The 13,025-nt window shown below is 60.4% G+C and carries 11 protein-coding genes; 10 read left to right on the top strand and 1 reads right to left on the bottom strand.

Annotated features, from left to right (window positions below):
• The first annotated feature begins 121 nt into the window (after positions 1-121).
• Positions 122-1,312: a CmlA/FloR family chloramphenicol efflux MFS transporter gene (cml, locus tag RS75_RS10075; RefSeq protein WP_045019933.1), complete on the top strand. Its 1,191-nt coding sequence runs from the start codon at positions 122-124 to the stop codon at positions 1,310-1,312.
• A 68-nt stretch (positions 1,313-1,380) separates the two neighbouring features.
• On the opposite strand, the gene RS75_RS10070 is transcribed toward cml, so the two are convergent.
• Positions 1,381-2,553, bottom strand: coding sequence for a M20 aminoacylase family protein (locus RS75_RS10070; protein WP_045020204.1), 1,173 nt, complete (start codon positions 2,551-2,553; stop codon positions 1,381-1,383).
• 207 nt (positions 2,554-2,760) lie between these two features.
• Between RS75_RS10070 and RS75_RS10065 the strand changes: the two genes are divergently transcribed.
• The 9 genes from RS75_RS10065 (at position 2,761) to RS75_RS10025 (ending at position 12,904) form a co-directional block, all read left to right on the top strand.
• Complete coding sequence (locus RS75_RS10065; protein ID WP_045020201.1) at positions 2,761-3,468, top strand: phosphoribosyltransferase; 708 nt, start codon at positions 2,761-2,763, stop codon at positions 3,466-3,468.
• A 205-nt stretch (positions 3,469-3,673) separates the two neighbouring features.
• Complete coding sequence (locus RS75_RS10060) at positions 3,674-4,729, top strand: dipeptidase (protein ID WP_045019931.1); 1,056 nt, start codon at positions 3,674-3,676, stop codon at positions 4,727-4,729.
• Positions 4,730-4,779: 50 nt separating this feature from the next.
• A complete protein-coding gene (locus RS75_RS10055; protein WP_045019930.1) occupies positions 4,780-6,420 on the top strand; it encodes an ABC transporter substrate-binding protein in 1,641 nt (546 codons plus the stop codon).
• Between the two features lie 18 nt (positions 6,421-6,438).
• Positions 6,439-7,506: an ABC transporter permease gene (locus tag RS75_RS10050; protein ID WP_045019928.1), complete on the top strand. Its 1,068-nt coding sequence runs from the start codon at positions 6,439-6,441 to the stop codon at positions 7,504-7,506.
• Complete coding sequence (locus RS75_RS10045) at positions 7,503-8,435, top strand: ABC transporter permease (RefSeq protein ID WP_045019926.1); 933 nt, start codon at positions 7,503-7,505, stop codon at positions 8,433-8,435. Before RS75_RS10050 ends, RS75_RS10045 begins: the two co-directional genes overlap by 4 nt.
• A complete protein-coding gene (locus RS75_RS10040) occupies positions 8,432-9,268 on the top strand; it encodes an ABC transporter ATP-binding protein (protein ID WP_045019924.1) in 837 nt (278 codons plus the stop codon). Before RS75_RS10045 ends, RS75_RS10040 begins: the two co-directional genes overlap by 4 nt.
• Positions 9,265-10,014, top strand: a complete 750-nt coding sequence (locus RS75_RS10035) for an ABC transporter ATP-binding protein (RefSeq protein WP_045019922.1) — start codon at positions 9,265-9,267, stop codon at positions 10,012-10,014. The genes RS75_RS10040 and RS75_RS10035 overlap by 4 nt, the downstream gene beginning before the upstream one ends.
• 263 nt (positions 10,015-10,277) lie before the next feature.
• Positions 10,278-11,180: a LysR family transcriptional regulator gene (locus tag RS75_RS10030; RefSeq protein ID WP_045020199.1), complete on the top strand. Its 903-nt coding sequence runs from the start codon at positions 10,278-10,280 to the stop codon at positions 11,178-11,180.
• 188 nt (positions 11,181-11,368) lie between these two features.
• A complete protein-coding gene (locus RS75_RS10025) occupies positions 11,369-12,904 on the top strand; it encodes an ABC transporter substrate-binding protein (RefSeq protein WP_084686761.1) in 1,536 nt (511 codons plus the stop codon).
• Positions 12,905-13,025: the final 121 nt, after the last annotated feature.

Genomic DNA, 13,025 nt, shown 5'->3' with positions numbered 1-13,025 from the left:
AAGTCATCAGATAAATAAGCCGCAACGACGATATTTTCGTTGTTGCGGCGTTCTGTCGAGCAATCCCTGTTCCATCAGGCAGACGCCGCCCAAATGTCCTCATTTGAGCGGATCAATTCTCATGTCTATTCCAACTCCCGTTTGGGGGAGGTCGCTCTTGGCAGCAATGCTGCTCATGGCTCCTTTTGATATTCTTGCATCGCTGGCCATGGATATTTACCTGCCAGTCATCCCCATCATGCCCGAAGCTCTCGGCACGACGCCGGTGGTGGTTCAACTCACGCTCACTGTTTACATGGTGATGCTCGGAGTTGGGCAAATCGTGTTCGGCCCCATCTCCGACCGCATTGGCCGCCGGCCGGTTTTGATCGGCGGTGCGTTGCTGTTTGTCGTGGCCTCGTTCTGCCTCGCAGCTGTGACGACCGCTAGCGCATTCATCGTTTTCCGGTTCCTTCAGTCGGCCGGAGCGGCGGCGGCATTGGTCGCCACTTTCGCCACCGTTCGCGACGTCTATGCGGATCGTCCGGAAGCAACGACGATATATGGAACGTTCAGCTCCATTCTCGCCTTCGTCCCGGCACTCGGCCCGCTTGCCGGAGCGGTCATCGCCCATGAATTCGGATGGCGTGCCATCTTCGTGACCTTGGGTGTGACAGCTCTCGTCGCAACGGCTGGCGCCGTGGCGAACTGGAGCGAAACGCGGCCGGTGACGGCGGCCATTTCGCGCCCGTCGCCTTTGCGCATGCTGGGCAGTGGCCGCTTCTGGACCTATACGCTTGGGTTCAGTGCTGCCATGGGGACGTTTTTCGTATTCTTCTCCACCGCTCCGCGCGTCATGATCGGCAGGGCCGGTCTCTCCGAGATGGAGTTCAGCCTGCTTTTTGCAACAGTGGCCATCGCCATGATTGTCACCACCCGTTTTGCGATGGTTTTCGTCGGCAGATGGGGCGTGCGAGGCAGCCTCGTCAGAGGCATGGCCCTGTTGCTGGTGGGAGCCTTTCTGTTCACCGCAGGCGAAGTCGGGGCGACCCCATCATTTTTGACGTTTATCGTGCCGATGTGGGTCATGGCGGTCGGTATCGTTTTTACGGTCTCGGTCACCGCCAACGGCGCGCTGGAGGAGTTCGGGCATATGGCGGGTACGGCCGTCGCGTTCTATTTCTGCATTCAAAGTCTGTGTGTGGGAATAGCGGGCACCCTGGCGGTCGTCATCCTGCCGGGTGATACGGCATGGCCTTTGGTCGCCTATTCGTCGATCATGGCCTGCCTTGTCCTGGCAGCGCTGTATTCGCTCCACCGCAGGAGCGTTTGAGACAGAAAGCCGGGCAGCACGACTGCTGCTGCCCGACTTTTTCAGTATTGGGAAAGCGGCTTACCGCCTCACTCCGCCGCCAGTTCCTGCTCCACCAGTGTTGCCCAGAAGGCCACACCGGGGACGATTGCCGCGTCGTTGAAGTCGTAGGAGGTGTTGTGGTGCAGCGCGCCATCCACCGCCGGGCCGTTGCCGAGCCAGACGTAGCAGCCAGGGGCTTCGCCCGCGAAGAAGGCGAAGTCGTCGCCGGCGGTCGAGGGCGGGAAGACGGTGCGGGCCTTGTTACCGAACACCGTTTTTGCGGCTCGAAGCGCCCGTTTCGTGGCATCCGCTTCGTTGATGACGGGCGGTATGCGGCGAATGAATTCGTAGCTTGCCTCGATGCCGAACATCGCCGCCGTGCCTTTGGCCAGCCTGCCGATTTCCGCTTCAAGCTGGTTGCGAACATCCGCCGCATAGGCGCGCGCGGTGCCGCCGATCTCGACAAGATCGGGAATGACGTTGAGTGCCTTCGGGTCGCCTGCCTGCACCGAGCAGGCGCTGACCACGGCGGGTTGAAGCGGATCGACGACGCGGCCGACGATGGTTTGCAGCGAGGAAAGGAAGGTGCCGGCGGCCGTTACCGGGTCGCGGCCGAGATGCGGCTTTGCGCCGTGGGTGCCGACGCCCTTGAAGGTGACGCGCCAGCTATCGGAAGAGGCGAGCTGCGGTCCTTCGACCACCGCCATCTCGTCGATGCCCAGCCCCGGCATATTGTGCAGGCCATAGACCGCGTCGCAGGGAAACAGCGTGAAAAGCCCGTCTTCCACCATCTTCTTTGCGCCACCTCGACCTTCCTCGGCGGGCTGGAAGATGAAGTGCACGGTGCCGGAAAAATCGCGGGTGCGTGCGAGATAACGCACAGCACCGAGTAGCATGGCGGTGTGGCCATCATGGCCGCAGGCGTGCATCTTGCCGGGAAACTTCGACTTATAAGGTCTTTCGGCGAGTTCAGGCATGGCCAGTGCGTCCATGTCGGCGCGAAGGCCGATGCTGCGCGTGCCGTTGCCCACCTGCAGGGTGCCGACGACGCCGGTGCCGCCGAGACCGCGATGCACCTTCAGCCCCGCCCTTTCGAGAAGATCGGCGACGATGGCGCTCGTTCTCTCCTCTTCAAAGCCCAGCTCCGGGTGCGCATGCAGATCGTGGCGAAGCTCCGTCAGGAATGGCAGGTCTTCGCCGATGCGGTCCAGCAGTCTCATGGGCAGCTTGTCCTTGAATATGGGAAAAACCCGCGTCATAGGTGGGCTTGTCCGAATGCCTGTTGCTTTGTTCCCTTCTAGCTGAAAAAGCCAATGAAATGAACCCGCCGCATGTTTACGGTTGTTGAAATGCCGAATGCGAAGAACCGGATTGGTGTGGCTGAAAATGCGACTGCTTTTCTCCACCCGCTCCTGAAAGGAAAACCGATGCCGCAATCCGTGTCGCCCGCCGCCTCATCCCCCGCCGCTCCGCATGAGTTCTGGCAGGATGTTCTGCCGCCCGGTACATTCGAAACGGCAGGTCCGCATTCAGGGTTCTTTCCGGCGGAACTGGATGACGGACGACAGATTTGCCTGCCGATCCGGCCTTTGGCGGATGGCGAGCATGCGCTGGCCTCGCTCATCGTCAATCAGGCCTCTTTTGACGTGCTGGAAGCACTGGCCGCCGACCTTGCCCGGAAGCTTGCCCCTTTAAAGCCGGATGTGGTGATCGGCCTGCCGACGCTTGGGCTGACGCTTGCCGCCGCTGTTGCCCGCCACCTCGGCCATTCGCGTTACGTGCCGCTCGGCACCTCGCGCAAATTCTGGTATCTGGAGGAACTGTCGGTGCCGATGTCCTCCATCACCACCAGTCAGGAAAAGCGGCTTTATATCGATCCGCGCATGTTGCCACTCATCGAGGGCAGGCGGGTGGCGCTGGTGGATGATGTGATCTCCAGCGGCAGTTCCATCGTGTCAGGTCTTTCGCTTCTCGCCTCATCCGGCATCCGGCCGGTGGTGATCGGTGCGGCCATGCTGCAATCGGATCGCTGGCGGAAAAAAATCGCCGCTTTCGGGCCGGAATGGCCGGAGCGGGTGAGGGGTGTTTTCGCCACGCCGCTGCTCAAAAAAACTGAAAGCGGCTGGCGGACTTGACGTTGCGCAAATCCCGGCGAAACGCAAGTGGTGATAATTTCACCATTGCCTAATTTGTGTCTTGCGAAGCCGCGAGAGATCGTCCTAAGATCGTTTCCGACAGATTACAGCGGTCGGCGAAAAATGCGCCGGTTTGCTTTCGCGCGGTGTTATTCCGGCGTCTGCCCGCCCCTTTTTATCTTGCCGCTTACTGGAATTTTCTCCCATGCATGCAGTTTTCGACGGTCATAATGATGTGCTGCTTCGGTTGTGGCGCAACAGCAAGGTCGGAGCTGATCCGGTGGCTGAATTCAGGAACGGCACGCGCGAAGGCCATATTGATGGCCCCCGCGCAAGGGCCGGCGGTCTCGGCGGCGGCATCTGCGCCATCTACATCCCATCCGGCGATCTGATCCTGCAGGAGCCGGACGAAAACGGCCACTACGACACGCCGCTTGCCTCCCCGCTCGAACGCCAGCCCTCGCTCGATATCGCCATGGAAAAGGCTGCGATCGCGCTCAGGCTCGATCGCGCCGGCGCCTGGCGGCTCTGCCGCTCGACGGCCGAGATCCGCAGGGCCTTTGCCGAGGATATTTTCGCGGCCGTGCTGCACATGGAGGGCTGTGAGGCGATCGGTCCCGATCTCGACGCGCTGGAGGTGTTTTATGCCGCCGGCCTGCGCTCGCTCGGCCCGGTCTGGAGCCGACACAATATTTTCGGCCACGGTGTTCCCTTCTCCTATCCCATGTCGCCCGATACCGCGCCCGGCCTTACCGATGCCGGATTTCAGCTCGTGAAGGAATGTAACCGGCTCGGCATTCTCATTGATCTCGCCCATATCACCGAAAAGGGCTTCTGGGATGTGGCGAAGACCACGGACCAGCCGCTGATCGCCAGCCATTCCAACGCGCATGCGCTGACCCCCGTCGCCCGCAATCTCACCGACAGGCAGATGGATGCCATCAAGGAGAGCAGAGGGCTGGTCGGCCTCAACTATGCCGTGACCATGCTGCGGGCGGATGCGCGCGACATTGCCGACACGCCGCTTTCCGACATGGTGCGCCACATCGACTACATGGTGGAGCGCATGGGCATCGACTGCGTGGCGCTCGGTTCCGATTTCGACGGCGCAACCGTACCCGTCGGCGTTGCCGATGCGAGCGGCAATCACAATCTGGTTGCGGCGCTGAAATCTGCGGGCTACGGTGATGCAGAACTTGCTAAAATATGCCGGGAAAACTGGCTGCGCGTCTTATCCCAGGCCTGGCACGAGCCGGCCTGAAGATAAATAAAAGCGAACTGAATCAAACTCATAACAAAAGGGGAGATCCTATGATCAAATCGCTCAACAAATCCATGCGTATCCTTAGCACCAGCGCCGCTCTGTCGCTGATGATGCTGTCTGCGCCCCACGCTTTTGCCGCCACGCCAGCCGATACGCTGGTCGAAGGTTTCGCCATCGACGACATCATCACGCTCGATCCGGGTGAGGCATTCGAGCTGTCGGCGGCCGAAGTCACCGGCAACACCTACAGCAAGCTGGTCTCCATCGATCTCAACGACACCTCCAAGGTCATCGGCGATCTGGCCGAGAGCTGGACGACCTCCGAAGACGGGCTCACTTACACTTTCAAGCTGAAATCCGGTCTGAAATTCGCTTCCGGCAATCCGATCACGGCTGATGACGTTGCCTTTTCCTTCGAACGTGCCATCAAGCTCGACAAGTCGCCGGCATTCCTTCTGACGCAGTTCGGTCTCAACGGCGATAACGTTGCCGAAACGGCGAAGGCTACGGATGCAAACACCTTCGTACTGACGGTCGACAAGCCCTATGCCCCGAGCTTCGTGCTGAACGTCCTGACCGCGACCGTTGCCGCAGTTGTCGACAAGAAGCTGGTGACCGAAAAGGCCAAGCCCGTTACCCCGAGCGCCGATTACAAATACGACACCGATTTTGGCAATGCGTTCCTGAAGACCGGTTATGCCGGTTCCGGCCCTTACAAAATTCTCGGCTGGAAGGCCAACGAAGCCGTCATCCTTGAGGAGAACCCAAATTATTACGGCGAAAAGCCGAAGCTGAAGCGGGTCGTCTACCGCCATATGAAGGAAAGCTCCGGCCAGCGTCTGGCGCTTGAAAATGGCGATATCGACGTGGCGCGCAACCTTGAACCCGGCGACATGGAAGCGGTCTCCAAGAAGGACGGCCTTGCCATCACCTCTGCGCCGAAGGGCACCGTCTATTACTTCAGCCTCAACCAGAAGAACGAGAACCTGAAGAAGCCTGAGGTCATCGAGGCCTTCAAATATCTCGTCGACTATGACGCGATCGGCGAAACGATCATCAAGGGCATCGGTGAAGTTCACCAGACCTTCCTGCCGAAGGGCCAGCTCGGCGCGCTCGACGAAAACCCCTACAAGCTCGACGTCGCCAAGGCCAAGGAACTGCTGGCGAAGGCCGGTCTGAAGGACGGCTTTACCGTAACCATGGACGTGCGCAACACGCAGCCGGTGACGGGCATTGCCGAAAGCGTGCAACAGACGCTGGCGCAGGCTGGCATCAAGCTGGAAATCATTCCGGGCGACGGCAAGCAGACGCTGACCAAGTACCGCGCCCGCACCCATGATATCTATATCGGTCAGTGGGGTTCGGACTATTTCGATCCGAACTCGAATGCCGAAACCTTCACGATCAACTACGACAATTCCGAAGAAGGCAAGAACAAGACGCTTGCCTGGCGCAACGCCTGGGACGTTCCGGAGCTGACGAAGGAAACGCAGTCGGCGCTTCTGGAGAAGGACAGCGCCAAGCGCGCCGCCATCTATCAGAACCTTCAGAAGGAAGTTCTCGAAAAAGGCCCGTTCGTCATCATCTTCCAGCAGACGGAAGTGGCGGGATATTCCGCCAAGCTGAAGGGCCTGAAGCTCGGACCGAGCTTCGACACCAACTTCGTTTCGCCCATCTCCAAGGAATGATCCGGAAGGATTGATCCCTTGAGCACCGTTGAAGCAAACAGCAAGGCGAGGCACGGCAAACGCCGTGCCAACGCCCGCGTAAAAGCCGTTCTCGGCTTCGCCATTACCGTCATCACCACCTTTCTGGGTCTGATGGCGGTCACATTTTTCATTGGCCGTGTCATTCCGATCGATCCCGCGCTGGCGATCGTCGGCGACCGTGCGCCTGCCCATGTGGTGGAGCGCGTGCGCGAGCAGCTCGGCCTCAACCTGCCGCTCTGGCAGCAGTTCTTTTATTACCTGAAGCAGGCGCTTTCGGGTGATTTCGGCATCTCCGTCCTCACCACCAACCCGGTGATGGAGGATATCAAGCGGGTTTTCCCGGCCACGATCGAGCTTGCCACACTCGGCACCATCATCGGGGCCATCTTCGGCATTCCGCTCGGCGTTCTCGCCGCCGTCAAGCGCGGCAGCTTTGCCGACCAGGTCGTACGCGTCATCGGCCTCATCGGTTATTCCGTGCCGATCTTCTGGCTCGGGCTGCTCGCACTCCTGGTGTTTTACGCCCGGCTGCAATGGGTCGCCTATCCCGGCCGGATGGATATCGTCTACGAATTCACCTTCACGCCGATCACGGGTTTCTTCCTGATCGACGCTGTCTGGCAGCGGCAATGGGACGTGTTGTGGGATCTGTTCCGCCACATCATTCTGCCCGCCTCCCTGCTCGGTTATTTTTCGCTGGCCTATATCAGCCGCATGACGCGTTCCTTCATGCTGAACGAGCTTAGCCAGGAATATATCGTCGCGGCGCGCGCCAAGGGACTTTCGGAAACGCGCATCATCTGGTTCCACGCGCTGCGCAACGCCGCCGTGCCGCTGGTGACCGTGATTGCGCTGTCTTACGCCGGTCTGCTGGAAGGTTCGGTTTTGACCGAAACCATCTTCGCATGGCCGGGGCTTGGCCTCTACATCACCAATTCCCTGCAGAATGCGGATATGAATGCCGTTCTCGGCGGCACGATCGTGATTGGCGCCATCTTCGTCGGCATCAATCTTTTCTCCGATCTGCTTTACCGGACGCTCGACCCAAGGACGCGCAGCCGATGACGATTTCAACCGACACACTCAAACCCTACAGCCGCGAATGGCTGCTCTCCGACCGGCCGGCCTCGCGCAAACAGGCGCGTCTTGGCCGTGCCTACGTCATCTGGCGGCGGTTTTCGGAAAACCGGCTGGCGCTGCTTGGCCTTGGCATCATCGTCGCGCTGCTGTTCGTCGCGCTGTTTGCCAATGTGCTGGCGCCGCATAATCCGGTGCAGGGCGATCTGCGCAATGCCCGGCTTCTGCCGCCCGGCACTGCGGGTTATCTGCTCGGCACCGACGATCAGGGCCGCGATATTCTCTCGCGCCTCATCCACGGTTCGCGGCTGACCCTGTTTGTGGTGCTTCTGGTGGCCATCATCGCCGCACCCGTCGGGCTCATCGTTGGCACAGTCTCGGGTTATGCCGGCGGCTGGGTGGATGCCGTTCTGATGCGCATTACCGATATCTTCCTTGCCTTTCCGAAGCTGGTTCTGGCGCTGGCGCTGGTGGCGGCACTTGGGCCGGGCATCGAAAACGCGGTGCTTGCCATCGCAGTTACCTCGTGGCCGCCCTATGCGCGCATCGCGCGCGCCGAAACCATGACCTTCCGCAACTCCGATTTCATCGCGGCGGTCAAGCTCATGGGGGCGTCGCCCTTCCGCATCGTCCTGAAACACGTCATGCCGCTTTGCATGTCGTCGCTCATTGTGCGTGTCACGCTCGATATGGCGGGTATTATCCTCACCGCCGCCGGTCTCGGCTTCCTTGGCCTTGGCGCGCAGCCGCCGCTGCCGGAATGGGGCGCGATGATCGCCTCCGGCCGCCGGTTCATTCTCGATCAATGGTGGGTTGCGGCCATGCCGGGCGTGGCGATCCTGATCGTCAGCCTAGGGTTCAACCTCCTGGGCGACGGGCTGCGCGATGCGCTGGACCCGAAGGAGGCAAACCAATGAGTGCGCCGCTTCTGACCGTCCAGAATCTCCGCGTTTCCTTCCCCACCCGCACCGGGCTGGTTGAGGCCGTGCGCGGCGTCTCCTTCACGCTGGGACGCGAACGCCTGGGTATCGTCGGCGAATCCGGCTCCGGAAAATCGCAGACCGGCCGCGCCATCATGGGGCTGACGCCGAAGAGCGCCCGCATCGAAGCCGATGTGTTGCGCTTCGGCGATATCGATCTTCTCAGCGCTTCGGCCAAGGAAAGGCGGCTCATGCGCGGCAAGCGCATGGCCATGATCCTGCAGGATCCGAAATATTCGCTGAACCCGGTCATGCCCATCGGCCGCCAGATCATGGAAACGCTGCGCACCCATGAAAACATCGGCTCCAGCGAGGCGCGCCAGCGCACGCTCGCCATGCTGGAGGCGGTGCAGATCCGCGATCCCGAGCGCGTGTTCGATCTTTACCCGCACGAAGTTTCCGGCGGCATGGGCCAGCGCGTCATGATCGCCATGATGCTGGTCTGCGGCCCGGAACTGCTGATCGCCGACGAGCCGACATCGGCGCTTGATGTGACCGTTCAGCTCGAAGTGCTCGACATTCTCGACAAGCTGGTGCGCGATCGCGGCATGGGGCTGATTTTCGTCAGCCACGATCTGCGGCTGGTATCGTCCTTCTGCGACCGCGTTCTGGTCATGTATGCCGGCAAGGTGGTGGAGGAGCTGTCGTCGGCCAATCTGAAGGAGGCGAAGCATCCCTATACGCAGGGCTTGCTGAACTGCCTGCCGGAAATCGGCGGCCACCGGCATCCGCTGCCGGTTCTGGAACGCAAGGCGGAGTGGCGCGCATGAGCACGGTTCTTTCTATCCGAGACATGGTGGTCGATTTCGACGGATATATCGCGCTCGACAGCGTCAGCATCGATGTGACCGAAGGTGAATCCTTCGGTATCGTCGGCGAATCCGGTTCCGGCAAGTCGACCTTGCTCAGGGCCGTTGCCGGCCTCAACCATTTCGATGAAGGTTCGTTGATGGTGGCCGGGCGTTCCTATTCGAGCAAACACCGCGACAAAAGCTTCTATAGCGATGTGCAGATGGTGTTCCAGGATCCTTACGGTTCCCTTCACCCCCGCCAGACGGTGGATGCGCTGCTGCTCGAGCCATTGGTCATCCATGGTCTCGACAATCGCGAGCAGCGTATTGCGCGCGCGCTGGACGAGGTGGGCCTCGGTACCGGTTTTCGCTTCCGCTATTCGCACCAGCTTTCCGGCGGCCAGCGGCAGCGCATCGCCATTGCCCGCGCGCTGATCGTGGAGCCGAAAATCCTGCTGCTGGACGAGCCGACTTCGGCGCTAGACGCTTCCATTCAGGCGGAAATCCTCAACCTGCTGGAACAGGCCCGCAAGGACCGCAACCTCACCTTCGTCATGGTCAGCCACGATCTCGGCGTCATCAGCCATATGTGTGATCGTCTGGCGGTGATGAAAAGCGGCAAGGTGGTGGAAATGCTGGAGGCCGAGGCGCTGGAAAGCCGTGAGTTTACGGCTGATTATACCAGGCAGCTGCTGGTGGCGAGCGAGGGTTTTAAGCGCGCTTGAGGGTGCGGCGTTGTGGCATGTTTCTTCTCCCCGGCGGGGAGAAGATGGCCCGAAGGGTCAGATGAGGGGGCAAGCTCTCCGCATATCTTTGGCCTCGCCCCCTCATCCCGCTGCCACGACCTTCTCCCCGGCGGGGAGAAGAAACAAGAGGCGCCCTCCCGCTCTACATACGCTATGACGGACAAGGTCCCGGTATTCTCTCGCGACCCGACGGTGATATGGTGGGCCGCCACGCAGGCATATCCGAACAAGGTATCCAGACCATGCAATTGCGCGCATTGATGTATTTCGACGAACTGGTCCGCACCAATTCCATGCGTGCTGCGGCGGAAAACCTGAATGTCGCGCCGACGGCTGTCAGCCGCCAGATCGAGAACCTCGAATATTATTTCGGCTCGCCGCTGGTGGAGCGATCCAGCCGTGGCGTGAAGCTGACGGCGGCGGGAGAATTGCTCGCCGCGCGGGCCGGAAAGACGCTGCGCGAACTCGACCACGTTCATCAACTGATCGACGATTTGAAGGGGCTGCAGCGCGGCCGGGTCACCGTTTATGCCAATGGTGCGACGGTGGCGAACCTTCTGGCGCCGGTGCTGGCGCAGTTCAGCCTCAAATATCCGCAGCTGCGTTTCGAGGTCCATATCACCAGCGCACGCCAGGCGATGGAAGCACTGGGTGCAGCCGAAGCGGATCTGGTCGTCAGCCTTTTCGCCGCGAAGGTCTCCGGGGTGAAGGTACGCTCGCGCACCCGCATCAGCTACGATGCGATTTTCCCCGCCGGCCATGCGCTTGCCGCGCAGGCGGAAGTCTCGTTGAAGGAATTGGCCAGCCTGCCGCTTGCCCTGCCGGACAAGAGCTTCGCGGCACGCCAGGCTTTCGATACGCTGTTTACCGATGCCGGCATCGAGCTTGATCCCGTCTTCATCACAAGTTCGCTGGAAATGCTGAAGGAGCTGGTGCTGGGCCACGCTGCCGCCACACTGCTGCCGGCGCTTTCGGTCGCGCGCGAAATCCGCAGCGGCCAGATGGTCGCCGTTCCGCTTTCCGGCAAGAAAGGCATCCATACCCAGATCGATCTCTGCATCGCGCCCGACAGGCAATTGTCTTTCGCCGCCTCCAAGCTAGCGGATTTCATCGAACGTTTCATGCGTGAGGCGACAGCGGAGTAGGGGGGAACTCGCCCGCCTGGAGAATTGTCCGTCCAGGTTGATTTCCATCCGCATTTCCGTGTAGCCATTTCAGCTACACGGAGCACACAAAAATCAAGATTGTGTGTGCGCCTGCAACATGACACTCTTTTTGCAACGGGTGGTCTTCAAAAGGCAAAAATGCCTCGGCCGCCAGACAGGGGACAATGATGCCACGCACTTATTTTTCGCAACCGCTGACAGTGACGCGGCGTGCCGCGCTCATGCTTGCACTGGGGACGGCGCTCTGGATGCCGCTTTCGATGACGGATGCCGAGGCTGCGCCGAAGACCGCCCTGACGCTTGGCATGACGGTGGAGCCGACCGGTCTTGACCCGACCATTGCAGCACCCGTCGCCATCGGTCAGGTGACCTGGCAGAACATATTCGAAGGTCTCGTCACCATCGGCCATGACGGCAAGGTGAGACCGCAGCTTGCCGAAAGCTGGGAAATTTCAGCCGATGGCAAGACCTATACCTTCAAGCTGCGCAATGGCGTTATTTTCCACGACGGCGAGGTTTTCGATTCCTCCGTTGCAAAATTTGCGCTCGACCGGGCGCGCGGCGAAACGTCCGTAAACCCGCAAAAACGTTTCTTTACCGCCATAGACAGTATCGAAGCGCCGGATGCGGCGACGCTGGTGCTGAAACTGAAGCAGCCGGCGGGTAGCCTGATCTACTGGCTCGGCTGGCCGGCTTCCGTCATGGTCGCGCCAAAAAGCGCCGACAATAACCGCACAACACCCATCGGTACCGGCCCGTTCAAATTCGTGAACTGGGCCAAGGGCGACAAGGTGGATCTGGAGAAGAACGCGGCCTATTGGGACAAGGCGGTCGCGGTGAAGCTTGAGAAGGCGACCTTCCGCTTCGTTTCCGATCCGCAGGCGCAGGCGGCAGCGCTGAAATCCGGTGATATCGATGCCTTTCCAGAATTCGGTGCACCGGAACTGATGACCTCCTTCGACGGTGATGCGCGCCTCGGCACCTTCGTCGGTAATACCGAACTGAAGGTCGTGGCCGGCATGAACAATGCCCGCAAACCCTTCAATGACAAGCGCGTGCGCCAGGCGCTGATGATGGCGGTGGATCGCGGCACGGTGATTGAAGGTGCATGGTCCGGCTTCGGCACTGCCATTGGCAGCCATTACACCCCGAACGATCGTGGTTACGTCGATATGACCGGCGTGCATCCTTACGATATCGACAAGGCGAAGGCGCTTCTTGCCGAGGCCGGTTATCCTGACGGATTCAGCTTCACCATCAAGGCGCCGCAGATGGCCTATGCTCAGCGCACCTCGCAAATCCTGCAGGCTATGCTGGCCGAAATCGGCGTGACGATGACCATCGAAACCACGGAATTTCCGGCGAAATGGGTGGCGGATGTTCTCAAAGGCGCGGATTACGACATGACCATCGTCGCCCATGCCGAACCGATGGATATCGATATCTATGCGCGCGATCCCTACTACTTCAACTACAAGAACCCGGCCTTCAACGAGGTCATCACCAGCGTCGAAAAGACGGCTGATGCCGCCGAGCAGGAAGCGTTTTATGGCGACGCCCAGAAAATCCTCGCGGAAGATGTACCCGCGCTCTACCTCTTCGTCATGCCGAAACTCGGTGTGTGGGACAAGAAGGTGAAGGGGTTGTGGGAAAACGAGCCTATTCCCTCGAATGTCCTGACGGATGTGCATTGGGAAGAGTGACGTTTGTCGTGAATGGCGAGGCGCACTCCTACCCTCATTCCTGTGCTTGTCACAGGAATCCAGCCAGCCCAAGTCCTTGGGCTGATAGGTCTCTCTCCGCCGCGCAGACGCGCGTCGACTG

Origin of the sequence: Rhizobium nepotum 39/7 (assembly GCF_000949865.1) — a bacterium.
Lineage (GTDB): Bacteria > Pseudomonadota > Alphaproteobacteria > Rhizobiales > Rhizobiaceae > Agrobacterium > Agrobacterium nepotum.
Note: the sequence above shows the minus strand (reverse complement) of the source record. Positions and strands in the feature narration are given on the sequence as shown.